Genomic DNA, 26,023 nt, shown 5'->3' with positions numbered 1-26,023 from the left:
CTGGATGCACAAGACCTCGGCCTGGCCGCTGTCGCTGGCGTACGCGGCGCTCGTCGTCTACGCGAGTCTCTACCCCTTCAGTGGCTGGCATGACCAGGGCATCCCGGCGTTCGCCTTCCTGGCGAGCCCGCTGCCGAAATACTGGACCGGCTTCGACGTGGCCGCGAACCTGGTCGGCTATGCGCCGCTGGGCGTGCTGCTCGCGCTGAGTTTCATCCGCCGCGGCTCGCTTCGGTTCGCGCCCACGAACAACTGGGCGGCGGTGGCCGTGGCCACCACCGTCGCGGCGCTGCTGTCGCTGTGCATGGAGGCCCTGCAGACCTTCCTGCCCAACCGCGTGCCGTCCAACGTCGACTTCGCGCTCAACACCGCGGGGGCGCTGGCGGGGGCCATCGTGGCGGCTGGGCTCGAAGTCGCGGGCGCGATCGACCGCTGGAGCAGCTTCCGCACACGCTGGTTCATCGACCACGCGCGCGGCGCGCTCGTGCTGCTCGCGCTTTGGCCGTTCGCGCTGTTGTTCCCGGCCTCCGTGCCGCTCGGGCTGGGGCAGGTGCTCGAGCGCGTCGAGCAAGCGCTGGGCGAATGGCTGCAGGACACGCCGTTCCTCGAGTGGGTGCCGGTGCGCGAAGTGGAGCTGCAGCCGCTCGTGCCGGGCATGGAGATGATCTGCGTGGCGCTCGGCGTGCTCGTGCCGTGCCTGCTCGGCTATTCGATCATCCGGCATCCGGGCCGACGCGCTGCATTCGCCGCCATCGTGGTGCTGGTGGGTGCCGCTGCGACTGCGCTGTCGGCCGCGTTGAGCTGGGGGCCGTCGCATGCATGGGCGTGGGTGACGCTACCCGTGCGCGTGGGCTTCGGCTTCGGTTTCCTGCTCGCGCTCGCAATGGTGGTCACGCCGCGCCGCGGCTGCGCTGCCGTGGTGCTGGTCGCGCTCGTCGTGCACCTGAGCCTGTTGAACCATGCACCCGCCAGCGCGTACTTCGCGCACACGCTGCAGGCGTGGGAGCAGGGCCGCTTCATCCGCTTCCACGGCCTTGCGCAGTGGCTGGGCTGGCTGTGGCCCTACGCCACGCTGGTGTACGTGCTGCTGAGGGTCTCGCGGCGGGACCCCCCTTCTAGAATCGCGGAATGAGCGCGCCTCCCAGCTACTACAAGTACCACGTCTTCTTCTGCCTCAACAAGCGCGACAACGGCGAGGCGTGCTGCGCCGACCACAACGCCGAAGGCGCGTTCGCGCGCTGCAAGTCCCAGGTGAAGGCCGCCGGCCTGAACGGTCCCGGCAAGGTGCGAGTGAACCGCGCGGGCTGCATGGACCGTTGCGCGGCGGGGCCCGTGGCGGTGGTTTACCCCGGCGAGACCTGGTACACGTACGTGGACGACAAGGACATCGACGAGATCGTCGAGTCGCACCTGAAGAACGGCAAGGTCGTCGAGCGGCTGCTGACGCCGCCGCACCTGGGCCGATGAACGCGTACACCGAGCGCTTCGAGCTCGCCGGCCCCGCCGGCAGGCTGCAGTGCCAGCGTGACCGGCCCGAAGGCGAGACGCGCGGCACCGCCGTGATCGCGCATCCGCACCCGCTTTTCGGCGGCACGATGGACAACAAGGTGGTGCAGACGATCGCGCGCGCGTTCGTCCAGAGTGGATGGACCGCGGTGCGCTTCAATTTCCGCGGCGTCGGCAAGAGCGAGGGGCAGCACGACGACGGCAACGGCGAGGTCGATGACCTGCTGGCTGTCGTTACCGGCGCCGCGCACGACGGCCGCCTGGCGCTGGCCGGCTTCTCGTTCGGCTCGTTCGTGACCGTGCGCGCGCTGCAATCGCTGTGGACCACGCGCGAGATCGAGCACATCGTGCTCGTGGGCACCGCGGCCTCGCGCTTCCAGGTACCGCCCGTGCCGGCCGAGGCGCACGTGCGCACGCTCGTCATCCACGGCGAGCAGGACGACACCGTGCCGCTCGCCTCCGTGATGGACTGGGCGCGCCCGCAGTCGCTTCCGGTTACCGTCGTCCCCGGGGGCGAGCATTTCTTTCACGGACAATTGCCGCTCTTGAAGAACCTGGTGCTGCGGCACCTGCGCTGAGTCGATGACACGTTTTCTCCTCCGGGTGCTGTGCGCACCGGTGCTTGCCTTCCTTGCCGTTTCCGCCGGTGCACAGATTCCGCAGCCGCCCGAAGTGGCCGCGCGCAGCTGGCTGGTGATGGACGTCTCGGCCAACCAGGTTCTTGCGGCCAGGGAGATCGATTCGCCCATCGAACAGGCGTCGCTCACCAAGCTGATGACGGCTTATGTGGTGTTCGACGCCCTGCGCGCGAAGAAGATCGACATCAAGCAATCGCTGCCGGTGAGCGCGCGCGCATGGAAGACGCCGGGCTCGCGGATGTTCATCGATCCCAAGATGACGGTGCCGGTGGAGGACCTCATCAAGGGCATGATCGTGCAGTCGGGAAATGACGCCACGATCGTCCTGGCCGAGGGTGTGGGTGGAAGCGTCGAGCACTTCGTGGAGCTGATGAACCAGCAGGCGAAGGCGCTCGGCATGAAGAACACCACCTACAAGAACCCGGATGGGCTCACTGAGCCGGGCCACACCACGACGGCGCGTGACCTCGGCATCCTTTCCACTCGGCTCATCAAGGACTTCCCGGAATACCTCGGCTTCTATTCGATCAAGAAGTACCGCTACGAGGGGACGCCGCCGACCAACGACACGAACCGGAACATGCTGCTGTTCCGCGACCCCACGGTCGATGGGCTCAAGACCGGGCACACGGACGCGGCGGGCTATTGCCTCATCGCCACCGCGAAGCGCGACTTCCCCAACTTGCCCGGCCGGCGCGTGCTGGCGATCGTGCTGGGCGCCTCGAGCGAGGTCGCGAGGGCCAACGAGGCGCAGAAACTACTCAATTGGGCTTACATGGCTTGGGAAGGCTTGAAGCTCTTCGATGCTGGGCAGGCCGTCGTGGAGCCGCCGGTGTGGAAGGGTTCCGAGAAAACCGTAAAGCTCGGCCAGCCTGCCGCGCCGATCGTGGTCGCCGTTCCGGCGGGGTCGTCGGGCAAGGTCAAGACGCAGGTGGCCCGCGCCGACCCCCTGATCGCGCCCTTCGCCAAGGGCCAGCAGGTGGGCACGCTGAAGGTGAGCGCCGGCGAGCAGGTGCTCGGCGAAGTGCCGCTCGTGGCTCTGCAGGCCGTGGAACAGGCCGGTGTGCTGCGCCGCGCTTGGGACGCAGTCAGGTTGTGGGTCAAGTAACCAGCTAGCGGGTTTCCCCGCACCCGGATATACTAGAGGGCTTTCCCGCGATTGGGGCGGGAAGGTTTTTTCCGTTTTTCCGCTCTGCGGATTCCAGAATCCAACGTTTTAGGGACGTTAATGCCAACCATCAACCAACTCGTGCGTCAGGGGCGGGAGGTCGAAAAGACCAAGTCCAAGTCCCCCGCGATGCAGAACAGCCCGCAGCGTCGGGGCGTGTGCACCCGCGTGTACACCACGACGCCGAAGAAGCCGAACTCGGCCCTTCGTAAAGTCGCCAAGGTGCGCCTCACGAATGGCTTCGAGGTCATCTCGTACATCGGCGGCGAAGGCCACAACCTGCAGGAGCACAGCGTTGTGCTCGTGCGCGGCGGCCGCGTGAAGGACCTGCCCGGTGTGCGTTACCACATCGTGCGCGGTTCGCTTGACCTGCAAGGCGTCAAGGATCGCAAGCAGGCCCGCTCCAAGTACGGCGCCAAGCGCCCGAAGAAGGCCTGATAAGTTTTCGTTTGTCGGTGCTCGAACGCCTCGGCAGGCGAATCGAGCGTAGTGACCCACTTTCGGGTCGAGTAAGCGGGTAGCCAGGATGGCTCCCTGGGCCCCAGAGGCCAGCTGAAGCAAATTGAGAGGTGAATTGAAATGCCGCGTCGTCGTGAAGTCCCTAAACGTGAAATCCTGCCGGATCCCAAGTTCGGCAATGTCGAGCTCGCCAAGTTCATGAACGTGATCATGCAAGGCGGCAAGAAGGCGGTCGCCGAGCGCATCGTGTACGGCGCGCTCGAGCAGATCGAGAAGAAGTCGGGCAAGGACCCGCTCGAGACCTTCACCATCGCGATCAACAACGTCAAGCCGATGGTCGAAGTGAAGTCGCGCCGGGTGGGCGGCGCCAACTACCAGGTGCCGGTGGAAGTTCGCCCCGTGCGCCGTCTGGCGCTGTCCATGCGCTGGCTGAAGGAAGCCGCCAAGAAGCGCGGCGAGAAGTCCATGGCCCAGCGCCTGGCCAACGAACTCATGGAAGCCACCGAAGGACGCGGCGGCGCCATGAAGAAGCGCGACGAAGTCCATCGCATGGCCGAGGCCAACAAGGCCTTCAGCCACTTCCGCTTCTAAGAACCGTCCCAATCCAGTGGAGCGGGCCCGCCACGAGCGGGCCGTTCCCCATTGAACTGAAAGACCATCATGGCCCGCAAAACGCCCATCGAGCGGTACCGCAACATCGGTATCTCCGCGCACATCGACGCCGGCAAGACGACCACGACCGAGCGCATCCTTTTCTACACCGGTGTGAACCACAAGATCGGCGAAGTGCACGACGGCGCCGCCACGATGGACTGGATGGAGCAGGAGCAGGAGCGCGGCATCACGATCACGTCGGCCGCCACCACCTGCTTCTGGAAGGGCATGGACATGTCCTTCCCCGAGCACCGCATCAACATCATCGACACCCCCGGCCACGTGGACTTCACCATCGAGGTGGAGCGTTCCATGCGCGTGCTGGACGGCGCCTGCATGGTCTACTGCGCCGTGGGCGGCGTGCAGCCCCAGTCCGAGACGGTCTGGCGCCAGGCCAACAAGTACAAGGTGCCGCGCCTCGCGTTCGTCAACAAGATGGACCGCACCGGCGCCAACTTCTACAAGGTCTACGACCAGATGAAGGCGCGCCTGAAGGCCAACCCCGTGCCCATCGTCATCCCGATCGGCGCCGAGGACAAGTTCACCGGCGTGGTGGACCTGCGCAAGATGAAGGCCATCATCTGGGACGAAGCGTCCCAGGGCATGAAGTTCACCTTCGAGGAAATCCCGGCCGACCTGCTCGAGACCGCCAAGGAGTGGCGCGAGAAGATGGTCGAGGCGGCTGCCGAGGCCAACGAAGAGCTGATGAACAAGTACCTGGAAGAAGGCGACCTGACGGAAGCCGAGATCACCCAGGGCCTGCGCTCGCGCACCATCGCCGGCGAAATCCAGCCGATGCTGTGCGGCACCGCGTTCAAGAACAAGGGCGTGCAGCGCATGCTCGACGCCGTCATCGAACTGATGCCGTCGCCCATCGACATCCCGCCGGTTGCCGGCACGGATGAAGACGAGCAGCCCGTCAGCCGCAAGGCCGACGACAACGAGAAGTTCTCGGCGCTGGCGTTCAAGCTGATGACCGACCCGTTCGTGGGCCAGCTCACGTTCGTGCGCGTGTACTCGGGCGTGCTGTCCAAGGGCGACAGCGTGTACAACCCGGTGCGCGGCAAGAAGGAGCGCATCGGCCGTATCGTGCAGATGCACGCCAACAACCGCCAGGAAGTCGAAGAGATCCGCGCCGGCGACATCGCCGCCTGCGTGGGCCTGAAGGACGTGACGACCGGCGAGACGCTGTGCGACCCGAACTCGATCGTGACGCTCGAGCGCATGGTGTTCCCCGAGCCCGTGATCGCGCAGGCCGTGGAGCCCAAGACCAAGGCCGACCAGGAAAAGATGGGCATCGCCCTGTCCCGCCTGGCCGCCGAGGACCCGTCGTTCCGCGTCAAGACGGACGAAGAGTCGGGCCAGACCATCATCGCCGGCATGGGCGAGCTGCACCTGGAAATCATCGTCGACCGCATGAAGCGCGAGTTCGGCGTGGAAGCCAACGTCGGCAAGCCGCAGGTGGCGTACCGCGAGACCATCCGCAAGAAGGTCGTCGACACCGAAGGCAAGTTCGTGCGCCAGTCCGGCGGCAAGGGCCAGTACGGCCACGTCGTGTTCACGCTCGAGCCGAACGAAACCGGCAAGGGCTTCGAATTCGTCGACGCCATCAAGGGCGGCGTGGTGCCGCGCGAGTACATCCCCGCGGTGGAGAAGGGCGTCGTCGAGGCGCTCAACTCCGGCGTGATGGCCGGCTACCCGGTCGTGGACGTGAAGGTCACGCTGACCTTCGGTTCGTACCACGAAGTGGACTCGTCGGAGCAGGCGTTCAAGATGGCCGCCATCTTCGGCTTCAAGGAAGGCGCGAAGAAGGCTTCGCCCGTGATCCTCGAGCCGATGATGGCCGTGGAAGTCGAGACGCCGGAAGACTATGCCGGCAGCGTGATGGGCGACCTGTCGTCCCGCCGCGGCATGGTGCAGGGCATGGAAGACATGCCCGGCGGCGGCAAGATCATCAAGGCGGAGGTTCCCCTCTCCGAGATGTTCGGCTACTCCACGACGCTGCGCTCGATGTCGCAGGGCCGTGCCACGTACACGATGGAGTTCAAGCACTACAGCGAAGCTCCGAAGAACGTGGCTGAAGCCATCATCGCCGCGCGTACAAAGTAAGTGCATGGGGACAGACCAACAAGCGAAGCGGTTGCACTGTCCCCTCTGATCAAGAGTTCGGTCTGCGACTGCGGGCCCCTCGTTGCCGGTTGGCGAGGGAACAAGCACCGCAGTGCAGACCTAAAACCAATACACCGGCATTGCTCTTTCAAGGAAAAGACATGGCAAAAGGCAAATTCGAGCGGACCAAGCCGCACGTCAACGTCGGCACGATCGGCCACGTGGACCACGGCAAGACGACGCTGACCGCGGCGATCACCACCGTGCTGTCGACCAAGTTCGGCGGCGAAGCCAAGGCGTACGACCAGATCGACGCGGCTCCGGAAGAAAAGGCGCGCGGCATCACGATCAACACCGCGCACGTCGAGTACGAGACGGCCAACCGCCACTACGCGCACGTGGACTGCCCGGGCCACGCCGACTACGTGAAGAACATGATCACCGGCGCCGCCCAGATGGACGGCGCCATCCTGGTGGTGTCGGCCGCTGACGGCCCGATGCCCCAGACGCGCGAGCACATCCTGCTGGCCCGCCAGGTGGGCGTGCCCTACATCATCGTGTTCCTGAACAAGTGCGACATGGTCGATGACGCCGAGCTGCTGGAGCTGGTCGAGATGGAAGTGCGCGAGCTGCTCTCCAAGTACGAATTCCCCGGCGACGACACGCCCATCATCCACGGCAGCGCCAAGCTGGCCATGGAAGGCGACAAGGGCGCGCTGGGCGAGCAGGCCATCATGAAGCTGGCCGATGCGCTGGACACCTACATCCCCACCCCTGAGCGTGCCATCGACGGCGCGTTCCTGATGCCGGTGGAAGACGTGTTCTCCATCTCCGGCCGCGGCACCGTGGTGACGGGCCGTGTCGAGCGCGGCATCATCAAGGTCGGCGAGGAAATCGAGATCGTGGGCATCAAGCCGACGCTCAAGACCACCTGCACGGGCGTCGAGATGTTCCGCAAGCTGCTGGACCAGGGCCAGGCTGGCGACAACGTGGGTATCCTGCTGCGCGGCACGAAGCGTGAAGAAGTCGAGCGCGGCCAGGTGCTGTGCAAGCCCGGCTCCATCAAGCCGCACACGCACTTCACGGCCGAGGTGTATGTCCTGTCCAAGGACGAGGGCGGCCGCCACACGCCGTTCTTCAACAACTACCGCCCGCAGTTCTACTTCCGCACGACCGACGTCACCGGCTCGATCGAGCTGCCGAAGGACAAGGAAATGGTCATGCCCGGCGACAACGTGACGATCACGGTCAAGCTGATCGCCCCGATCGCCATGGAAGAAGGCCTGCGCTTCGCCATCCGTGAAGGCGGCAAGACCGTCGGCGCCGGCGTCGTCGCCAAGATCATGGAGTAATCATGGCCGACAAACAACAGAAGATCCGCATCCGCCTGAAGGCCTTCGATTACAAGCTGATCGACCAGTCCGCCGCGGAAATCGTCGACACGGCCAAGCGCACGGGCGCCGTCGTCAAGGGCCCCGTGCCCCTGCCGACGCGCATGAAGCGCTTCGACATCCTGCGCTCGCCGCACGTCAACAAGTCGAGCCGCGACCAGTTCGAGATCCGCACCCACCAGCGCCTGATGGACATCGTCGACCCGACCGACAAGACGGTCGACGCCCTGATGAAGCTGGACCTGCCGGCCGGCGTGGACGTGGAAATCAAGCTGCAGTAACTCGTCCGTAGGATCACTGCTATAATTTTGGGCTCCGCGTGCCTACGGGTGCGCGGAGCTTTTTATCAACCCTCTCTCGTAACCCAAACGCGCAGGCCAATTGCAGCAGGCGCGGCGAGAGCAACGGAGTAACAACATGAGCTTGAGCAGCCTCGGGTTGCTGGGCCGGAAGGTGGGCATGATGCGCATCTTCACCGACGACGGCGATGCCGTGCCGGTGACGGTGCTGGACGTGTCCAACAACCGTGTCTCCCAGGTCAAGACCCAAGACAACGACGGCTACGTGGCCCTGCAGGTCACGTTCGGTGCGCGCAAGGCCTCGCGCGTCACCAAGCCGCTCGCCGGCCACCTCGCCAAGGCGAAGGTCGAGCCCGGTGAAATCATCCAGGAATTCCGTGTCGACGCCGACACCGCCGGCAAGTACGCCGCCGGTGCCACCGTCCCGGTGCAGGACCTGTTCGCCGCCGGCCAGAAGGTCGACGTGCAGGGCACCAGCATCGGCAAGGGCTTCATGGGCACCATCAAGCGCCACAACTTCGGTTCGCAGCGCGCCTCCCACGGTAACAGCCGCTCGCACAACGTCCCGGGCTCCATCTCGATGGCCCAGGACCCGGGCCGCGTGTTCCCGGGCAAGCGCATGTCGGGCCACATGGGCGACGTGACCGTCACCACCCAGAACCTCGACGTGATCCGCGTGGACGAAGCCCGCCAGCTGTTGCTGGTCAAGGGCGCGGTCCCCGGCGCCAAGAACGGCTTCGTGACCGTGCGTCCTGCCGTCAAGGCCCAGCCGCAGGCTGCTGGTAATTCCTCGGCGAAGGGAGCGAAGTAACCATGCAACTCGAACTCCTGAACGAGCAAGGCCAGCCCTCTTCCAAGGTTGACGCGCCCGAGACCGTCTTCGGCCGCGAATACAACGAAGCGCTGGTGCACCAGATCGTGGTGGCCTTCCAGGCGAACGCGCGTCAAGGCACGCGCGCGCAGAAGGACCGCGAGATGGTCAAGCACTCGACCAAGAAGCCGTTCCGCCAGAAGGGCACGGGCCGCGCCCGCGCCGGCATGACCTCGTCGCCGCTGTGGCGCGGGGGCGGCCGCATCTTCCCGAACAGCCCGGAAGAGAACTTCACCCAGAAGATCAACAAGAAGATGTACCGCGCCGGCATGGCGTCCATCTTCTCCCAGCTCGCTCGCGAAGGTCGCATCGCGGTGGTCGACAGCCTCAAGCTCGACAGCCCCAAGACCAAGCAGCTGGCCGCCCGGTTCAAGCAGATGAACCTGGAGTCGGTGATGGTGATCGCCGACGAAGTCGATGAAAACCTGTACCTGGCCTCGCGCAACCTCGCGAACGTGCTCGTCGTCGAGCCGCGTTACGCCGACCCGCTGAGTCTGGTGCATTACAAGAAAGTGCTCGTCACCAAGGGCGCGATCGACAAGCTCAAGGAGATGTTCGCATGAGCGCTCCCAAGAAGTACGACGAGGGCCGCCTGATGGCCGTGCTGGTCGCTCCGATCGTCTCGGAGAAGGCAACCCATGTTGCCGACAAGACCAACGCCGTCACGTTCAAGGTCCTGCAGGACGCCACCAAGCCCGAGATCAAGGCCGCCGTCGAACTGATGTTCAAGGTGGAAGTCAAGGGCGTCTCGGTGGTCAACACCAAGGGCAAGCAGAAGCGCTTCGGCCGCTCGGTCGGCCGCCGCGACAACGTGCGCAAGGCGTACGTGACGCTCAAGCCCGGCCAGGAGCTGAACTTCTCCGGGGAGGCCGCGTAATCATGGCTGTCATCAAGATGAAACCGACTTCCGCCGGCCAGCGCGCCGTCGTGAAGATCTCGCGCGACCACCTGTACAAGGGTGAGCCGTACGCGCCCCTGCTGGAGCCGCAGTTCCAGAAGGCCGGCCGCAACAACAACGGCCACATCACGGTGCGTCACCGTGGCGGCGGCAACAAGCACCACTACCGCGTGGTCGATTTCGTCCGCAACAAGGACGGCGTCCCGGCGAAGGTGGAGCGCATCGAGTACGACCCGAACCGCACGGCCCACATCGCCCTGGTGGTGTACGCCGACGGCGAGCGCCGCTACATCATCGCGCCGCGCGGCCTGGAAGTGGGCGCGCAGCTGATGTCGGGCGCCGAGGCGCCGATCCGCGCGGGCAACACGCTGCCGATCCGCAACATCCCGGTGGGTTCCACGATCCACTGCATCGAGCTGCAGCCCGGCAAGGGCGCGCAGATCGCGCGTTCGGCCGGCACGTCGGCCACGCTGCTGGCCCGCGAAGGCACCTACGCCCAGGTCCGCATGCGCTCCGGTGAGGTCCGCAAGATCCACATCGAGTGCCGCGCCACCATCGGCGAAGTCGCCAACGAAGAGCACAGCCTGCGCCAGCTCGGCAAGGCCGGCGTCAAGCGCCACATGGGCATCCGCCCGACGGTGCGCGGCGTCGCGATGAACCCGATCGACCACCCGCACGGCGGCGGCGAAGGCCGCACCGGCACGGGCAAGCCGCCGGTCGATCCGTGGGGCAACCTGACCAAGGGTTACCGCACTCGTGCCAACAAGCGGACGCAGACGTTCATCGTCTCGCGCCGCAAGAAGTAAGGGGTCGACACAATGACTCGTTCTCTGAAAAAAGGCCCCTTCGTCGACTACCACCTGCAGGCGAAGGTCGACAAGGCCGTGTCCACCAAGGACAAGAAGCCGATCAAGACCTGGTCGCGCCGCTCCATGATCCTGCCCGAATTCATCGGGCTGACGATCGCCGTGCACAACGGCAAGCAGCACGTTCCCGTGTACATCACCGACCAGATGGTCGGCCACAAGCTGGGCGAATTCGCGCTCACGCGGACCTTCAAGGGTCACCCGGCCGACAAGAAGGTCGTGAAGAAGTGAGGATGAACAATCATGGCTGAAACTCGTGCAGTCCTGCGCGGCGTGCGCCTGTCCGTGGACAAGGGCCGCCTCGTGGCCGACCTGATCCGCGGCAAGAAGGTGGACCAGGCGCTGAACATCCTGAACTTCACCCAGAAGAAGGGTGCCGTCATCGTCAAGAAGGTGCTGGAGTCCGCGATCGCGAACGCCGAGCACAACGACGGCGTCGACATCGACGAACTGAAGGTCAAGACCATCTACGTCGAGCAGGGCACCACGCTCAAGCGCTTCACGGCGCGCGCCAAGGGCCGCGGCAACCGCATCAGCAAGCCCACGTGCCACGTGTACGTGACCGTCGGGAACTGAGGAAGAACATGGGACAGAAGATCCATCCGACCGGCTTCCGCCTCGCGGTCACCCGCGCGTGGAACAGCCGCTGGTACGCCAACAACCGCAACTTCGGCGACATGCTCGCCGAGGACATCAAGGTTCGCGAGTACCTCAAGACCAAGCTGAAGAACGCCGCCGTCAGCCGCGTGCTGATCGAGCGCCCGGCCAAGAACGCGCGCATCACGATCTACTCCGCCCGCCCGGGCGTGGTGATCGGCAAGAAGGGCGAGGACATCGAGAACCTGAAGAAGGAACTCGCCACCCGCCTGGGCGTGCCGGTCGCGGTCAACATCGAGGAAGTGCGCAAGCCCGAAGTCGATGCCCAGCTGATCGCCGACAGCATCACCCAGCAGCTCGAGAAGCGCATCATGTTCCGCCGCGCGATGAAGCGCGCGATGCAGAACGCCATGCGCCTCGGTGCCCAGGGCATCAAGATCATGTCGTCGGGCCGCCTGAACGGCATCGAGATCGCCCGCACCGAGTGGTACCGCGAAGGCCGCGTGCCGCTTCACACCCTGCGTGCCGACATCGACTACGGCTTCTCCGAAGCCAAGACGACGTACGGCGTGATCGGCGTGAAGGTGTGGGTCTACAAGGGCGACACGCTCGGCCGCACGGACGTGCCGTCCCTGGACAGCACGCCGCGCCCCGAGGGCGAAGAGCGCCGTGGCCCGCGTGGCCCGCGCCGTGACGGCGACCGCCGTGGCGGCCCTGGCGGCGGCCGTGGCGGCCCCGGCGGCGGCCGTGGCGGCCCGCGCCGCGACGCTGCAGGCACCACCGCTGCGCCCACCGACGGCTCCGACAAGCCGCAAGAAGCAACCGCAGGCGCGCCGTCCGACGCGCCGAAATCTACCGTTAAGCGCGTCGCCCGCAAGGCAGCCGCGCCGGCCCCGGCCGACGGTAAAGGAGAGTAAACATGCTGCAACCCGCTCGCCGGAAATTCCGCAAGGAGCAGAAGGGCCGCAACACCGGCATCGCCACCCGGGGCAACTCGGTGGCTTTCGGTGACTTCGGCCTGAAGTCGACCGATCGCGGCCGCCTGACGGCGCGCCAGATCGAGGCGGCACGTCGTGCCATCTCCCGTCACGTCAAGCGTGGCGGCCGCATCTGGATCCGCGTGTTCCCCGACAAGCCGATCTCCCAGAAGCCCGCCGAGGTGCGGATGGGTAACGGCAAGGGCAACCCCGAGTACTACGTGGCCGAGATCCAGCCGGGCAAGGTGCTGTACGAGATCGTCGGCGTGCCCGAGGAGCTCGCGCGCGAGGCGTTCAAGCTGGCCGCTGCCAAGCTGCCGCTGCGCACCACGTTCGTTGCGCGCCAGATCGGCGCCTGATCAGGAGATGACGGAAATGACCAAAGCTGCTGATCTGCGCAACAAGGACGCCGCCGCCGTGGAACAGGAAGTGAAGGACCTGCAGAAGGCCCACTTCGGCCTGCGCATGCAGAAGGCCACGCAACAACTCAACAACACCGCATCGCTGCGCGTCACGCGCCGCGACATCGCCCGCGCCAAGACCATCCTGGCGCAAAAGCGTGCGGAATCCGCCAAGTAATCAGGAGCGAACATGACGGAAGCCAAGACCTCCCTCAAGCGCACCTTGATCGGCAAGGTGGTGAGCGACAAGCGCGCCAAGACCGTGACGGTCCTGGTGGAGCGCCGCGTGAAGCACGCGCTGTACGGCAAGATCGTGATCAAGTCGTCCAAGTACCACGCCCATGACGAAAAGGGCGAGTACCACACGGGCGACATCATCGAGATCCAGGAAAGCAAGCCGATCTCCAAGACCAAGAACTGGGTTGCGACCCGCCTGGTCGAGAAGGCGGTCGAGGTTTAACCCTCGCTGCTGCGCAAGCAAGCAAAAACGGCTCACAATGTGGGCCGTTTTTCTTTTTGGAGCCAAGCGATGATCAAGGTTGGAGACGAGCTTCCCGACGTGACCCTGCAGGAGTTTTCCGAGGTCGAAGGCAACGGCTGCAGCATCGGCCCGAACCCGGTGAAGGTGCGCGAAGCGGCCAAGGGCAAGACCATCGCGCTGTTCGCGCTGCCCGGCGCTTTCACGCCCACCTGCTCGGCCAAGCACGTGCCGGGCTACATCGAGAAGTTCGACGACCTGAAGAAGGCCGGCGTCGACGAGATCTGGTGCGTGAGCGTCAACGATGCGCACGTGATGGGCGCCTGGGCACGCGACCAGAAGAGCAACGGCAAGGTGCGCATGCTGGCCGACGGCAGCGCCGATTTCGCCAAGGCCACGGGCCTCACCCTCGACCTCAACGCCCGCGGCATGGGCACGCGCATCCAGCGCAGCTCGATGCTGGTGAAGGACGGCAAGGTCGCATCGCTGAACGTCGAAGCACCCGGCAAGTTCGAGGTGAGCGACGCCGCGACGATGCTCAAGCAGGCGGGCGGCGCCTAGAGATCCGCCTTGAGGTAGTGCGCCCCCGCGATGGGGTTGTGGTAGTAGGGAGGGATCTCCTCGAACCCCAGCTCCTCGTAGAGGGCGCGGGCTGCTTCCATGTCGTCGAGCGTGTCGAGCAGCACGCAGTCGTAGCCGGCCGCCCGCGCCGCGTCGAGCGCGCGCTCGGCCAGCTGCCGGCCGAGCCCGAAGCCGCGGAAAGCCTTGCGCACGTAGAGGCGCTTCATCTCCGCGGCGTTCGCGTAGTCCACCGAATCGATCGGGCGCAGGGCCACGCAACCAGCCACTTCACCGTCCACGTACGCCAGCAGCAGCGCGCCGCGCGGGGCCGCGTAGTCGCCGGGCAGGCCGGCGAGCTCCTGGTCGAATTGCTGGAAACAGAGGTCGACGCCCAGCCCTCGGGCGTATTCCTGGAAGATCTCGCGCACGAGGTCGAGCTCGTGCGGTCGGGTGGGCGTGATCAGCTCGACAAGAGGCGAAGGTGCAGTGTCCACAGGCGGGAGGGGTAGCCCTGGGACGACGGAGTTTACCGCCTACCCGCCCAGCGACACCAGCCACCAGACGGCGCCCCCACACACGGCCAGGATCACTGCCGCGACAAGGCGGGACGCCATGTCGTCGCGCGACGAACGTGCCTCGTGCGCAACCTCCTTGTCCCCGGACAGCATCGGCCGCACCAGGTTGTTGTCCTTCTTGACCAGGTAATAGAGCACGGCGCCGATGTGCAGCACCACGAGGGCGAGCAGCAGCCACTGGCCGATGCGCTTGTGGTACCAGGTGGCGGCCAGCCCCTTGCTTGTGGCCACGAACTTGTTCAGCGGCCCCGTGAACGAGCTGTCGTCGTCGCCGACCAGCCCCGTCGCGACCTGCGCCAGCAGGACGAGCAACATCGCGAACACCGAGCCGGCGCCCAGCGGGTTGTGGCCCACGAGGTGGTCCGGGTGCGCCGTGCCCCGCAGGTACGCGAGGACGCTGCGCGGCGAGTAGAAGAAAGTCGCAAATCGCGACCAGTGCCCACCGACGATGCCCCACACGATCCGGAACAGCAGCAGCGTGAGCACGGCATAACCGAACCGCGCATGCCAGTCCAGCGCGCCCTTGTAGCCGGTCACCACGAGCATGACGACGCACACGACGAGTGCCCAGTGGAACAGACGGGTGGGGAGGTCCCAGACGCGGATGCGAGTGGCCATGCGGGCGACACCTTTCCTGTGTTGGCCGCGAACCACGCCGCGGAGCCGAGATGTTAGTGAATTCCCGCAGGCCCCACTGCGGCGGCGAACTTTTTTCACGATACTCGGTCAGCCGCTGTGGCAACACGCCGGACAAACCGAACCCGGAGAAGGAGTCCCATGAAGAAGTTTGCAGTCTCGCTTGCCGTCGCCACCCTCGTTGCGGGTGTGGCCGGCACCGCGCTCGCGCAGTCGTTCCAGAAGCCGGAAGACGCCATCAAGTACCGGCGGTCGGCCATGACCGTGCTGGCAACTCACTTCGGCGCGCTCGGTGCGATGGCCAACGGCCGTGCGCCCTATGACGCCGCCGCGGCGGCGCGCCACGCGGACGTCATCAGCGTCGTGCACACGCTACCCTTTGCCGGATTCGGGCCGGGGACGGACAAGGGAGAGACGAGAGCGAAGCCCGAGGTCTGGAGCGAGGCCGCCAAGTTCAAACAGGGCCAGGACCGCCTGCACGACGAGATCACCAAGCTGGCAGCCGCCGCCAAGACCGGCAGCCTGGACAACCTCAAAGCCGCGTGGAGCCCGAACTCGGGCAGCTGCAAGGCCTGCCACGACACCTTCCGCAAGGATTGAGGCGCGCAGCGGCGCCGGAGGCGATCAGCCCTCGGCGAGCAGCTTTTCGATCAGCTGGTGCAGCTCGGCGAAGTCGGGCTCGCCCACATAGCGCTTGACGATCTCGCCCTTCTTGTTCACGAGGAAGCTCGTGGGCGTGAGCTGCACGTCGCCCCATGCCTTGGCGACGGCGCCCGTGTTGTCGATGGCGACCTTGAACGGCAGCTTGCGCGTCTCGGTGTAGTTCACGACGTAGGAGGGCGGGTCGTAGCTCATGGCGACCGCCACCGTCTCGTAGCCCTTGCCCTTGAACTTCTCGTAGGTCGATACGATCCTGGGCATCTCCGCGACGCAGGTCGTGCAGCTCGTCGCCCAGAAGTTCACCAGCATCACCTTGCCGCGCAGCTCCTGCGTGGTCTGCTTCGAGCCGTCGAGCAGCACGAAAGTGGACTGCGGCGCCGCGTCCGCGGCCGAGCAGCCGGCAAGGAGGGCGCTGGTGGCGGCGAGGGCGGCCAGCCCGAGGGCGACGACGGTTCTGCGGAACATGACCCTCGGATTCTAGGTCGGCGGTTTCGTTCCCGCTCGCCAGGGGTCAAGCCGCGGCTTCGAGCAGGACGCGCACCAGGTCGGCCGGCGCGCTGACCATCGGGTCGTGGCCGGTCTGCAGTTCCACGATGCGGGCGCCCTGCCACGTACCGGCCCAGAACCCTGGATCACGTACCCGGTGCCGGATCGCGTCGATCGTGGCCATCCGCGGCCGCACGCAATCGACGAACGTGCGCGGCACGCTGGCAACCCGCACCGGGTCGAACTGCAGCGGGGCCGTGTACGTGTGGCCCGGGTGCGGCACCTGGCGGCGCTTGACCCACTCGTACTGTTCACCGGCGAGGCCATAGAGAGCCGGGTCCGCCGGCGGGAAACTGAAGTTGCTCGACGCGCTCGCGGCGGCCAGCCGCTGTTCCCGCGTCGCGCTGGGCTGCATGCTGCTCCAGCTCTCGCCGGGCTGCGGCACGACCGCGTCGACATAAACGAGGTGCTTCAGCCGGCTCGCCATGCGGTCGGCAATGGCGGTGCCGAGCATGCCGGCATACGAGTGCACCGCGAGGACCACGTCCTGCAGCTCGTTCGCTTCGATCGTGTTCGAGACGTCCGCGATGTGCGTCTCCAGCGTGATCAGCGACGACATCAGGTGCACGCGCTCGCCCACGCCCGTGAGGTTCACGGCGTGGACGCGGTGGCCTTGCGACGCGAGCTGCGCAACGACGTCGCGCCAGCACCATGCGCCGTGCCAGGCGCCATGCACGAGGACGAAGTTCGCCATCAGATCACCTTCCCTTCGCGCATCGCGGCGATGCGGCTCGCGTCCCAGCCCAGCACCTCGCCCAGCACTTCGTCGGTGTGCTGCCCGAGCAGCGGCGGCGGCCGGTCGGTGCGCACCGACGTGCCGGACAGCTTCATCGGGCTGGCGACGAGGCGCAGGCCCAGCTTCACCGGGTGCGTCCACTCGTTGACCATGCGCCGCTGGATCACGTGCGGGTCCTCGAACACCTCGGCGATGTTGTTGATCGCCCCGCAAGGCACTTTCGCGCGCTCGAGCGCTTCGAGCCAGTCGTACTTGCGCCGGGTCTTGAAGATTTCCTCGAGGATCGGGATGAGCACGCCGCGGTTCGCCACGCGGTCGCGGTTCTTCGTGAACCGTGGGTCCGCCGCGAGCTCGGGCCGCCCCGCCACTTCGCAGAACTTGGCGAACTGCCCGTCGTTGCCCACGGCGAGGATCACGTGGTCCTTGTGGCCATCGGCCGCGGGCGCGGTCTCGAACACCTGGTACGGCACGATGCTCTGGTGCGCGTTGCCCGCACGGCCCGGCACATTGCCGCTGACGAGATAGGCTGCGCCGAGGTTGGCCAGCATCGCCACCTGCGAGTCCAGCAGCGCCATGTCGATGTGCTGGCCTTCGCCCGTGCGCTCCGCGTGGCGGAGCGCGGCGAGCACTGCCACGGTCGAATACATCCCGGTGAAGAGGTCCGCCACCGCCACACCCACCTTCTGCGGGCCGCCGCCGAGGTCGTCGCGCTCGCCGGTGATGCTCATGAGGCCGCCCATGCCTTGCGCCGCGTAGTCGTAGCCGGCGCGCTCGCGGTAGGGCCCGGTCTGGCCGAAGCCGGTGATGCTGCAGTAGACGAGCCGCGGGTTCACCTTGCGCAGCGACGCGTAGTCGAGGTGGTAGCGCGCCATGTCGCCGACCTTGTAGTTCTCGACGAAGATGTCGCACTTCGCCGCGAGCTCGCGCACCAGCGCCTGGCCTTCGGGCCGCGAGATGTCGCAGGTGATCGAGCGCTTGTTGCGGTTCGTGCCGAGGTAGTACGCCGCGTCCTGGTCTTGCCCCTGCGCATCCTTCAGGAAGGGCGGCCCCCAGCCGCGCGTGTCGTCGCCGCTGCCCGGCCGCTCGACCTTGATGACGTCGGCGCCGAGGTCGGCGAGGTTCTGCGTGCACCAGGGGCCCGCGAGCACGCGGGAGAGGTCGAGGACGCGAACACCATCCAGTGCGTTCATGCGCCCCATTCTGCCCTCAAGGCTTGGCGAGGTGGCGCGCGAGGAATTTCTCGATGCGGCCCCACACCTCCTGCGTGTCCTGGAATTCGCTGTCGAGCTTCCAGTCCGTCGCGAAGTCGACCCAGTCCACAGTGACGCCGTTGGCCTTGAGGGCATCGCGCATCTTCGAGCCGTGCTCGAAGGGAACCGCCCGGCGGTAGTCCCAGTGCGCCAGGAAGACCGGCTGCCTGATCTGCGCCGCGCGGTGCAGCGGCGAGGTCTCCTTCAGCTGCTGCGCGTCCTTCTCGGCGTCGCCGACCATCATCGGGATGCCGTGCACGCGCAACTCTTCGTTGAATGCCTGCCAGTTCGTCGCGAACGCGGGCAGGTCGGTGATGGCCTGCATCGCGACGGCGCAACGGTACAGGCCGGGGTCGCGCACGAGCCCCATCAGCGCCGAGTAGCCGCCCCACACCGAGCCCGCGATGCAGATGCGCGCGGGGTCGGCGATGCCCTGCTGCGCGGCCCACTTCGCGCCGTCGGCGATGTCGTCCTGCATCGCCAGGCCCCACTGCTTCCAGCCCGCCTTGAAGTGGTTCAGCCCGAAACCGCGTGAACCGCGCGTTTCCGGCTGCAGCACCGCGTAGCCGCGCGACGCCAGGAACTGCGCCTCGGGGCTCCAGCCCCAGCCGTCGCCGCGGGTGAACGCACCGGTGTGGACCAGCACGACCATCGGCAGGTTCTTGCCGCCGCCTTGCGGCAGCGTCAGCCGTGCCGGGATCTCCAGCCCGTCGCGGGCGCGGTACTTCACCACGTCCGTGCGGGCCATCTGCTTCGGGTCGATCATCGGCCGCCACTTGCCCAGCGCGGTGAGCTTGTTGGTCGCGCTGTCGTACAGGTAGAACACGTACGGCGAGCGGTCGGAATGCGAGCGCACGAGCAGCCTGGTCGTCTGGTTGCGCACCGCTGATGTGATGGTGTTGACGGTGCCCGGCAGCAGCTTGTCGACCGCGTCCTGGATGGCCTTGAAGGCGGGGTCCACCCATGCGGTGCCGGCCGCGTCCGACGTGTAGCGGAACCCGACGATGCGCCCGGCATGCCGCACGGGGAAGCCGTCGAAGTCATGGTCGGCGAGTGTCACCAGCGGCTGCGGGTCGAGCTGGTTCTTCGCCAGGTCGTACACGTGCAAGGCACTCTTGTCCCGGCCGTTGTAGGCGCGCACGTAGAGCGTGTTGCTGCCGCTGGGGCCGAGCGCCACCGGATACATCGCCGCAGTGCCGAACGTGTCGAATTCGAAGAGCGTGCGCCAGTCCTTGGTGGCGGGGTCGAAGTACTTGACCGAAGAACGCCCCCCCGCTTCGCGCACGGTGGCGGCCGCCGGCTCGCCCTTCTCGTCCATCGCCCATTCATAGGCGTCGCCGGGCGAGCGCATCGGGATCGGGTGGCGGGTGCGCGAGTCCACGCGGTACAGCGCCACGCGCTGGAAGTTGCCGATGTTGTCGTAGCGCGGGCTGGCCCAGAAGAAGCTGTCGCTGTCCTGCAGCGGCGACGGCGAGTGGAAGCGTCCCGGGGGCTGGCTGGTGAACGGCTCCGACATCTCGGTGCCGTCGCTGTTGACGGCCCGGTACAGCGTCACGTCGTGGAAGCCCCCGGTCGCGCCGAACACGAGCCGGCGGTCGTTGATCCACCGCACCCAGTGCACGTCGCCGTTGGTGAACGACGCGACGACCTTCGCGGTGAGCTTTTCCGTGTCCACCACCACGAGGCGACCGCGCTGCCCGCGCGGGTGGACCACCATCGCCAGTTGACGGCCATCGGGCGCCAGCTGCTCGTTGTACATGGCCGCGCGATCGAAGAAGTCGACCACTGGGGGCGGTTGCTGGGCGCGGGCCGCCACGGCGGCCAGGAGCAGCGATGCTGCGAGAGCGAGCGCTCTGGTGAACGGGTGCATGTTTGTTGTCCTCCTCGAGCCGCCATTTTGCAGGCGCCCGGGCGGACGTTCACTCGGCGAGGTAGATCTTCGCCAGCCCGCGCTTGATGGCCTCGACGATCTGGTCGCGCCTGAGGCCGATGTGCTCGCGCAGCGCGCGCTCGCCCGCGCTCGCGTCGCGCGTTTGCAGCGCCTGCAGGATGGCCGCGTGCTCGCTCTGCGTCGAGTCGCGGCCGACGCTTTCCATGTCGATCCAGCGGATGAAGCGGATGCGCTCGTTGAGGTTGACGAGGATGCGCTTGAGCTCCGAGTTGCGGGCCATGTCGGCGATGCGCAGGTGGAAGCCTTCGTCCAGCTCCACGAGCTGCTCGATGGGCGTGTCGGCCGCTACCTGCCGGCTCGCGGCGAGGTACTTCACCGCCTCGGCGATCTCCTCATCGGTCGCGCGAGCGATCGCCATCGCGAGGCACGTGGACTCGATCGCGACACGCGCTTCGTAGAGGTCCATCGTCTCCTGCACCTCGAGCGGCCGGCGCATGTAGCCGCGCGTGGTGGGCGTGAGGAAGCCGTCGTTCACCAGCCGGGTGAGCGCTTCGCGCACCGGGGTGCGGCTCACGCCCAGCTTCCCGGCCAGCTCGATCTCGCTCAGGCGCTCGCCGGGCTTGAGCTCGTAGGAGATCGCCATCCGGCGCAGGGTGTTCAGGACCCCCGAGCCCCGTTCGCGGCGCGTCTTGGAAATCGTGCTTGGCATGGTGAATGCAGCTAAGTATACTGAATTGAATTCTGAAGGAACAACAATGAGCCAGATGAATGGCGCGGACGCCCTCGTGCGGATGCTCCAGCTCAATCACGTCAAGCACATCTTCGGGTTGTGCGGCGACACCACCTTGCCCCTGTACGACGCCCTCGCGCGCCTCGACCACGGCATCGACCACATCCTCACGCGTGACGAACGCAGTGCAGCGTACATGGCTGACGCTTACGCGCGTGTCACGGGCAAGCCGGGCGTGTGCGAAGGGCCGAGCGGCGGCGGCGCGACCTACCTGCTGCCGGGCATCGTGGAAGCGAACGAGTCCGCGATTCCCGTGCTGGGCATCACGTCCGACGTGTCGGTCGGCGCACGCGGCAAGTTCCCGCTCACGGAGCTGGACCAGCAGTCGCTGTACAAGCCGCTGACGAAGTGGAACACGACGATCGATCGCGTGGACCAGATCCCGCATGCGGTGCGCAGTGCCTTCCGCGCCATGACCACGGGCCGCCCCGGTGCCACGCACATCTGCCTGCCGTACGACGTGCAGAAGCACCCGTACGAGCCCGTGGACCTGTGGGCGCAGCCGGGCCATGACAAGTTCCCCGCCTACCGCTTCGCGCCCGACCCGCAGGAGGTGGAGCGGGCAGCCGAGAAGCTGGCGACTGCGCGCGCGCCCGTCATCGTCTGCGGCGGCGGTGTCGTGATCTCGGGTGCAAGCGCCGAACTCGAGCGCCTCGCCACGCTTCTGAATGCGCCGGTGTGCACGACCATCAGCGGCCAGGGCAGCCTGCCCGGCTCGCACCCGCTGCTCGCCGGCGTCATCGGCACGAACGGCGGTGTCGCCGCTACGCGCGAGGTCATCGGCCAGGCCGACGCGGTGCTGTTCGTCGGCGCCCGTGCGGGCTCGACGACCACCGAGCACTGGAAGATGCCTTCGCGCGACGTCACGGTGCTGCACCTCGATGTGGATCCGATGACGATCGCCACCAACTACCGCACCGACGTGGCACTGGTCGGCGATGCGAAGCTGGGCCTTGCGGCGCTCGCGGACGCCGTCGCAGCGCGCTCGTCGCAACGGCCCGCAGGCGCTGCCGACGGCCGCGCCATCGTGGCGAAGGCGCGCGCGGACAAGCACGCGTTCTTCTCGAACCTCGCGGAATCGCGCGAGCGCCCGGTCCGCCCCGAGCGCGTCGTCGACGCTCTCAACAAGCTGCTACCCGCAAAGGCCATCGTCGCGGCCGACCCCGGCACGCCGTGTCCGTACTTCTCGGCGTACTTCGACGCGCCGCAATCGGGCCGCCACTTCATCACCAACCGCGCGCATGGCGCGCTGGGCTTCGCGATGTCGGCCGGCGTCGGCGCGCAATTCGGCCGCCCCGATGCCATGGTCGTTGCCGTGATGGGCGACGGCAGCTTCGGCTTCACCTGCGGCGAGCTCGAAACCATCGTGCGGCGCAACGTGCCGCTGAAGATGGTGGTGTTCTCCAACTCCGTGTTCGGCTGGATCAAGGCCAGCCAGAAGACCGGCTACGACCAGCGCTACTTCTCCGTCGACTTCAACCGCACGGACCACGCGCGCGTGGCCGAGGCGTTCGGCGTGAAGTCGTGGCGTGTCGAAGACCCGGCCGACGTGCACGGCGCCATCAAGGCCGCGCTGGCCCACGACGGCCCGGCGCTCGTCGACGTGATTTCCCAGGAACTGCAGGACACGGCGGTGCCCGTGAGCCAGTGGATGGGCTGAACCCCTCGACCAACCAAGGAACTTCCATGCGCTTGTTGTCCAGAGCAATTCGTTTCCTCATCCCGGCCCTGGCCGCGGCACTGCCGCTGGCTGCCTCGGCGCAGGACTTCCCGAGCGCGCCGGTGCGGGTGATCGTGCCGTACCCGGCGGGCGGTTCGCTCGACGCGGTCATCCGGCCGGTCGCCGAGAAATTCCAGCAGGCCACCGGCCAGACGATGGTGGTCGAGAACCTGGGTGGCGCAGGCGGCCTGATCGCCGGCGCGAAGGTTGCGCAGTCGAAGCCGGACGGCTACACGCTGCTGCTCGCCAGCAATGGCCAGGTGTCGCTGGCGCCGCTGCTCTATTCGAGCATGAGCTACGACGCCGAAAAGGACCTCGTGCCCATCATCCACCTCACCGACCAGGTGGCCGTGCTGTACGCGAACTCGAAGACGCCGTACAAGACGGTGGCCGACGTGATCGCGGCCGCGAAAGCTGCGCCCGGCACCGTGGCGTTCGCGTCCACCGGCGCGGGTGGCATCTCGCACCTCGCCATCGAGCTGCTCGGGCAAGCCACCGGCGCGAAGTTCAACCACATCCCATACAAGGGCGCCGTGCCCGCGCTGCAGGATGTCGCCGGCGGGCAGGTGCCGCTGGTCTTCACGTTCGTGGGCTCGGCCAAGGCCCTCACCGCGTCGGGCCATGTGCGGCCGCTCGCCGTTGCCTCGGACAAGCGCCTCGCGTCGCTGCCGGACGTGCCCACGTTTGCCGAAGCCGGCATCCCCAACTTCCAGGTGTCGTCGTGGATGGGCCTCATGGCGCCACGTGACACGCCGCCGGCGGTGATCCAGCGGATGGCGACTGTCGCTGGCGAGATCATGAAGCAGCCCGACTTCCAGAAGAAGATGGCCGACATCAGCATGGAAATCCGCGGCGGCACGCCCGCCAATTTCAAGAGCGCGATCCAGGCCGACACGGTCAAGTGGAGCAACCTCGCCAAGACCGTCAACCTGAAGCAGCAGCAATGAAACAAGTGACCGGAGTCGCGCCGTCCGGCTCGATGGGCAGCGGCTACAACCTCGAGTCGTTCAAGCGCGCCATGGCCGCGCAGCCCGACTTCATCGGGCAGGACGCGGGCTCCACCGACATGGGCCCCTACTACCACGGCGACGACAAGCCGTTCCTGCCGCTGTCGGCCTATCGCCGTGATCTCGCGGTGATGCTCGACGCGGCGCGCGCGGCGAAGATCCCGCTGCTCATCGGCTCAGCGATCACGAACGGCTCGACGCAGACGCTCGCGCTGATGGAGCAGATGGTGCGCGAAGTGGCGAAGGAGCAGAAGCATTCGTTCCGGCTCGCCGTGATCGATGCGGAGATCGACAAGACCTATCTCAAGGGCAAGGTCGCGAGCGGCAAGGTGGAGGCGATGGGTCCCGACCACGACCTCACGGCGAAGATGATCGACTCCGCCGGGCCGATCGTGGCGCAGATGGGCATGGAGCCCTTCATGCACGCGCTCGAAGGCGGCGCCGATGTCGTCATCGCGGGTCGTGCCTGCGACGACGCGATCTTCGCCGCGCTGCCGGTGCTGCGCGGCTTCGACCCCGGCCTGGCCCTGCACTGCGGCAAGATCCTCGAATGCGCGGGCCTCTCGGCCGTGCCGTACGACCTCGGTGAGCCGATGATCGGCCGCGTGCGCGAGGACCACTTCGAGGTTGAGCCCGGTAACGCAGCCAACCGCTGCACGACGGTCTCAGTCGCGGGGCACTCGCTCTATGAGCGCAGCGACCCGTTCCTGCAGGCCGGCCCCGGCGGCATCAACGACCTCACGCACGCGAAGTTCGAGCAGATCGACGAGCGCCGTGTGAGAGTCACCGGCAGCCGCTTCCTCAAGGACAACCAGTACCGCGTCAAGCTCGAGGGCGCCGAGCGCATCGGCTACCGCAGCATCGTCATCGTGGGCATCCGCGACGCGGTGATGATCCGTGAGCTCGAAGGCGTGATCGCGCACGCACGCGAACGCGCGGAGCAGCGCTTCGGCACCAAGGCCGATGGGATCAACCTGATGTTCCGCACGTACGGCAAGGACGGGGTGATGGGTGCGCTGGAGCCGGACAAGGCCTTCGTGCCCAAGGAAGTGGGGCTCGTGATCGACGCGGTCGCGCCGACGCAGGACCTTGCAACCGCCGTCGCGATGTTCACCCGCGGCGTGATGCAGCACGCCGACTACCCGGGCATCCTCACCACCGCCGGCAACATGGCCTACCCGTTCTCGCCGTTCGGCATCCCGGTGGGGCCCGCGTACCGGTTCAACGTCTACCACCTGATGCCGGTGGCCAACCCGCTGGAATGCTTTCCGGTGCGCTTCGAGGAGATCCGATGAGCGAGAAGACCCTCACCGACTACGCCAAGGTGATCCGCAGCAAGAACTCCGGCCCCTTCGAGCTGACCTTCGACGTGATGTTCGACCGCGAGGAGCCGTACCGCATCGTCAAGGCAAGCGGCGCGATCAACTTCGACGCGATGGCGCATGCCTTCGCCGTGCCGCGCGAGCACGTGCTTGTGTGCACCGCGTTCGACGCAGCCCGCGCGTTCAAGATCACGCTGAAGCGCCCCACGAGCTCGGGTGACCTCGACGACCGCGACGTGTACGGCTGCCAGCAGCACCTGCCGCTCACCACGCTGAAGATTCCCGCGTGAGCATCTTCGAGGCCCTCGCCGGCGTGGACACGGGCACGGTGTGCAACGCCATGATCGTGCTCGACCCCTCGTTGCGCGGGAAGAACTACACGCTCGACGCGGTGGTCCCGGCGAGCGCCGACCTGCAGCCTTTCACCGGCTATGCACTCACCGCGAAGATCGTGTCGTCCGCGCCGTCGAAAGACAGCCACGACACGATGCTCGCGCGCCGCTTCGCCTACTACCGCTACCTCGAGCAGGCGCGCGGCCGTCCGTCCGTGGTGGTGATGGAAGACTGCGGCGAGCGGCGCGGCATGGGCTGCATCTGGGGCGAGATCCAGGTGTCCATCCACAAGGGCATGGGCATCGTGGGCGCCGTCACCAACGGCGCCATCCGCGACATCGGCTCGATGCCGGCCGGCTTCGGCCTGCTGGGCGGCAACGTCTGCCCCGGGTCCGGCTTTGCGCACCTGGTGGCGTTCGACACGCCGGTGAGCGTCTTCGGCCTGCCCGTGTCGCCGGGCGACCTGGTCCATGCGGACCGGCACGGCTGCGTCGTGATCCCGGCCGCGCTGGTCGATGCACTTCCGGCCGCGATCGCGCGGGTGGCCCAGCGGGAAAGCACGCTCATGGCGGCGCTGGAAGCCCCCGGGCTGGACTACGACAAGCTCGTAGCGGCCTGGAAGGTGTTCGAAGTCAAATAAGCGGCCGGGCAGCCGCCGGGGCAGCGGCCATAATCGGGATGAAG

The 26,023-nt window shown here is 66.8% G+C and carries 33 protein-coding genes; 26 read left to right on the top strand and 7 right to left on the bottom strand.

Annotation, left to right across the window (positions count from 1 at the left end; translation table 11 throughout):
- The first annotated feature begins 4 nt into the window (after positions 1–4).
- The 20 genes from H8R02_RS03335 (at position 5) to H8R02_RS03240 (ending at position 13,873) form a co-directional block, all read left to right on the top strand.
- On the top strand, positions 5–1,132 hold the full coding sequence (locus tag H8R02_RS03335; RefSeq protein WP_187079913.1) for a VanZ family protein: 1,128 nt from the start codon (positions 5–7) through the stop codon (positions 1,130–1,132).
- Positions 1,129–1,467 carry a (2Fe-2S) ferredoxin domain-containing protein gene (locus H8R02_RS03330; protein ID WP_187079912.1) on the top strand — a complete coding sequence of 113 codons (339 nt, stop codon included), beginning with the start codon at positions 1,129–1,131 and terminating at the stop codon, positions 1,465–1,467. The genes H8R02_RS03335 and H8R02_RS03330 overlap by 4 nt, the downstream gene beginning before the upstream one ends.
- Positions 1,464–2,084 (top strand): alpha/beta hydrolase, encoded by a 621-nt coding sequence (locus H8R02_RS03325; RefSeq protein ID WP_187079911.1) that lies wholly within the window; start codon positions 1,464–1,466, stop codon positions 2,082–2,084. Before H8R02_RS03330 ends, H8R02_RS03325 begins: the two co-directional genes overlap by 4 nt.
- A 4-nt stretch (positions 2,085–2,088) precedes the next feature.
- Positions 2,089–3,252, top strand: coding sequence for a D-alanyl-D-alanine carboxypeptidase family protein (locus H8R02_RS03320; RefSeq protein WP_187079910.1), 1,164 nt, complete (start codon positions 2,089–2,091; stop codon positions 3,250–3,252).
- Between the two features lie 120 nt (positions 3,253–3,372).
- Positions 3,373–3,750 (top strand): 30S ribosomal protein S12, encoded by a 378-nt coding sequence (rpsL, locus tag H8R02_RS03315; RefSeq protein WP_027477404.1) that lies wholly within the window; start codon positions 3,373–3,375, stop codon positions 3,748–3,750.
- A gap of 141 nt (positions 3,751–3,891) precedes the next feature.
- Positions 3,892–4,362, top strand: coding sequence for a 30S ribosomal protein S7 (gene rpsG, locus H8R02_RS03310; protein WP_187079909.1), 471 nt, complete (start codon positions 3,892–3,894; stop codon positions 4,360–4,362).
- Positions 4,363–4,431: 69 nt separating this feature from the next.
- Positions 4,432–6,534, top strand: coding sequence for an elongation factor G (gene fusA, locus H8R02_RS03305; RefSeq protein WP_187079908.1), 2,103 nt, complete (start codon positions 4,432–4,434; stop codon positions 6,532–6,534).
- A gap of 161 nt (positions 6,535–6,695) precedes the next feature.
- Positions 6,696–7,886 carry an elongation factor Tu gene (gene tuf / locus H8R02_RS03300; protein ID WP_187079907.1) on the top strand — a complete coding sequence of 397 codons (1,191 nt, stop codon included), beginning with the start codon at positions 6,696–6,698 and terminating at the stop codon, positions 7,884–7,886.
- Positions 7,887–7,888: 2 nt separating this feature from the next.
- Positions 7,889–8,206 (top strand): 30S ribosomal protein S10, encoded by a 318-nt coding sequence (rpsJ, locus tag H8R02_RS03295; RefSeq protein WP_187079906.1) that lies wholly within the window; start codon positions 7,889–7,891, stop codon positions 8,204–8,206.
- 136 nt (positions 8,207–8,342) lie between these two features.
- Positions 8,343–9,035 (top strand): 50S ribosomal protein L3, encoded by a 693-nt coding sequence (gene rplC / locus H8R02_RS03290; protein WP_187079905.1) that lies wholly within the window; start codon positions 8,343–8,345, stop codon positions 9,033–9,035.
- Between the two features lie 2 nt (positions 9,036–9,037).
- Complete coding sequence (gene rplD / locus H8R02_RS03285; RefSeq protein ID WP_187079904.1) at positions 9,038–9,658, top strand: 50S ribosomal protein L4; 621 nt, start codon at positions 9,038–9,040, stop codon at positions 9,656–9,658.
- The gene (rplW, locus tag H8R02_RS03280) at positions 9,655–9,972 is read left to right on the top strand and encodes a 50S ribosomal protein L23 (protein WP_187079903.1); all 318 of its coding nucleotides are present in this window, start codon (positions 9,655–9,657) and stop codon (positions 9,970–9,972) included. Before rplD ends, rplW begins: the two co-directional genes overlap by 4 nt.
- Positions 9,973–9,974: 2 nt before the next feature.
- Positions 9,975–10,799, top strand: coding sequence for a 50S ribosomal protein L2 (gene rplB, locus H8R02_RS03275; protein ID WP_187079902.1), 825 nt, complete (start codon positions 9,975–9,977; stop codon positions 10,797–10,799).
- 12 nt (positions 10,800–10,811) lie between these two features.
- Positions 10,812–11,090 carry a 30S ribosomal protein S19 gene (gene rpsS, locus H8R02_RS03270; protein ID WP_187079901.1) on the top strand — a complete coding sequence of 93 codons (279 nt, stop codon included), beginning with the start codon at positions 10,812–10,814 and terminating at the stop codon, positions 11,088–11,090.
- 12 nt (positions 11,091–11,102) lie between these two features.
- A complete protein-coding gene (gene rplV / locus H8R02_RS03265; protein WP_187079900.1) occupies positions 11,103–11,435 on the top strand; it encodes a 50S ribosomal protein L22 in 333 nt (110 codons plus the stop codon).
- Positions 11,436–11,443: 8 nt separating this feature from the next.
- Positions 11,444–12,373, top strand: a complete 930-nt coding sequence (gene rpsC / locus H8R02_RS03260) for a 30S ribosomal protein S3 (protein ID WP_187079899.1) — start codon at positions 11,444–11,446, stop codon at positions 12,371–12,373.
- 2 nt (positions 12,374–12,375) lie between these two features.
- Complete coding sequence (gene rplP, locus H8R02_RS03255; protein ID WP_187079898.1) at positions 12,376–12,792, top strand: 50S ribosomal protein L16; 417 nt, start codon at positions 12,376–12,378, stop codon at positions 12,790–12,792.
- A gap of 16 nt (positions 12,793–12,808) precedes the next feature.
- A complete protein-coding gene (rpmC, locus tag H8R02_RS03250; RefSeq protein ID WP_187079897.1) occupies positions 12,809–13,012 on the top strand; it encodes a 50S ribosomal protein L29 in 204 nt (67 codons plus the stop codon).
- 12 nt (positions 13,013–13,024) lie between these two features.
- Positions 13,025–13,294 (top strand): 30S ribosomal protein S17, encoded by a 270-nt coding sequence (gene rpsQ / locus H8R02_RS03245; protein WP_187079896.1) that lies wholly within the window; start codon positions 13,025–13,027, stop codon positions 13,292–13,294.
- A 69-nt stretch (positions 13,295–13,363) separates the two neighbouring features.
- Complete coding sequence (locus tag H8R02_RS03240) at positions 13,364–13,873, top strand: peroxiredoxin (protein ID WP_187079895.1); 510 nt, start codon at positions 13,364–13,366, stop codon at positions 13,871–13,873.
- On the opposite strand, the gene H8R02_RS03235 is transcribed toward H8R02_RS03240, so the two are convergent.
- Both H8R02_RS03235 and H8R02_RS03230 read right to left on the bottom strand, forming a co-directional pair.
- Positions 13,870–14,367 carry a GNAT family N-acetyltransferase gene (locus tag H8R02_RS03235; protein ID WP_187079894.1) on the bottom strand — a complete coding sequence of 166 codons (498 nt, stop codon included), beginning with the start codon at positions 14,365–14,367 and terminating at the stop codon, positions 13,870–13,872. The genes H8R02_RS03240 and H8R02_RS03235 overlap by 4 nt on opposite strands.
- A gap of 39 nt (positions 14,368–14,406) precedes the next feature.
- The gene (locus H8R02_RS03230; protein ID WP_187079893.1) at positions 14,407–15,066 is read right to left on the bottom strand and encodes a cytochrome b/b6 domain-containing protein; all 660 of its coding nucleotides are present in this window, start codon (positions 15,064–15,066) and stop codon (positions 14,407–14,409) included.
- A 159-nt stretch (positions 15,067–15,225) separates the two neighbouring features.
- On the opposite strand from H8R02_RS03230, the gene H8R02_RS03225 reads away from it, so the two are divergent.
- Complete coding sequence (locus H8R02_RS03225; protein WP_187079892.1) at positions 15,226–15,684, top strand: c-type cytochrome; 459 nt, start codon at positions 15,226–15,228, stop codon at positions 15,682–15,684.
- 24 nt (positions 15,685–15,708) lie between these two features.
- Here the strand turns inward: H8R02_RS03225 and H8R02_RS03220 are convergent, their stop codons facing one another.
- From H8R02_RS03220 to H8R02_RS03200, 5 genes are read right to left on the bottom strand one after another with little or no spacing between them, the layout of a single operon-like run.
- Positions 15,709–16,209: a TlpA disulfide reductase family protein gene (locus H8R02_RS03220; RefSeq protein WP_187079891.1), complete on the bottom strand. Its 501-nt coding sequence runs from the start codon at positions 16,207–16,209 to the stop codon at positions 15,709–15,711.
- Between the two features lie 46 nt (positions 16,210–16,255).
- On the bottom strand, positions 16,256–16,984 hold the full coding sequence (locus H8R02_RS03215) for an alpha/beta fold hydrolase (protein WP_187079890.1): 729 nt from the start codon (positions 16,982–16,984) through the stop codon (positions 16,256–16,258).
- Positions 16,984–18,216, bottom strand: coding sequence for a CaiB/BaiF CoA transferase family protein (locus H8R02_RS03210; RefSeq protein WP_187079889.1), 1,233 nt, complete (start codon positions 18,214–18,216; stop codon positions 16,984–16,986). Before H8R02_RS03210 ends, H8R02_RS03215 begins: the two co-directional genes overlap by 1 nt.
- Before the next feature lie 16 nt (positions 18,217–18,232).
- Positions 18,233–20,146, bottom strand: a complete 1,914-nt coding sequence (locus tag H8R02_RS03205; protein WP_187079888.1) for an alpha/beta hydrolase family protein — start codon at positions 20,144–20,146, stop codon at positions 18,233–18,235.
- 49 nt (positions 20,147–20,195) lie between these two features.
- On the bottom strand, positions 20,196–20,876 hold the full coding sequence (locus H8R02_RS03200; protein ID WP_187079887.1) for a GntR family transcriptional regulator: 681 nt from the start codon (positions 20,874–20,876) through the stop codon (positions 20,196–20,198).
- A 46-nt stretch (positions 20,877–20,922) separates the two neighbouring features.
- Between H8R02_RS03200 and H8R02_RS03195 the strand changes: the two genes are divergently transcribed.
- From H8R02_RS03195 to H8R02_RS03175, 5 genes are read left to right on the top strand one after another with little or no spacing between them, the layout of a single operon-like run.
- Entirely contained in the window at positions 20,923–22,617 is a 1,695-nt protein-coding gene (locus tag H8R02_RS03195; RefSeq protein ID WP_187079886.1) for a thiamine pyrophosphate-binding protein, read from the top strand.
- A gap of 26 nt (positions 22,618–22,643) precedes the next feature.
- A complete protein-coding gene (locus H8R02_RS03190; RefSeq protein ID WP_187079885.1) occupies positions 22,644–23,624 on the top strand; it encodes a Bug family tripartite tricarboxylate transporter substrate binding protein in 981 nt (326 codons plus the stop codon).
- Entirely contained in the window at positions 23,621–24,979 is a 1,359-nt protein-coding gene (locus H8R02_RS03185; protein ID WP_187079884.1) for an acyclic terpene utilization AtuA family protein, read from the top strand. The genes H8R02_RS03190 and H8R02_RS03185 overlap by 4 nt, the downstream gene beginning before the upstream one ends.
- Positions 24,976–25,296: a DUF4387 domain-containing protein gene (locus tag H8R02_RS03180; protein ID WP_187079883.1), complete on the top strand. Its 321-nt coding sequence runs from the start codon at positions 24,976–24,978 to the stop codon at positions 25,294–25,296. The genes H8R02_RS03185 and H8R02_RS03180 overlap by 4 nt, the downstream gene beginning before the upstream one ends.
- Entirely contained in the window at positions 25,293–25,979 is a 687-nt protein-coding gene (locus H8R02_RS03175) for an RraA family protein (protein WP_187079882.1), read from the top strand. The genes H8R02_RS03180 and H8R02_RS03175 overlap by 4 nt, the downstream gene beginning before the upstream one ends.
- The last annotated feature ends 44 nt before the right edge of the window (positions 25,980–26,023 follow it).

Origin of the sequence: Ramlibacter albus, from assembly GCF_014297445.1 — a bacterium.
GTDB classification, from domain to species: Bacteria; Pseudomonadota; Gammaproteobacteria; order Burkholderiales; family Burkholderiaceae_C; genus Ramlibacter; species Ramlibacter albus.
The sequence above is the reverse complement of the archived record's forward strand: the minus strand, read 5'-3'. Positions and strand labels throughout refer to the sequence as shown.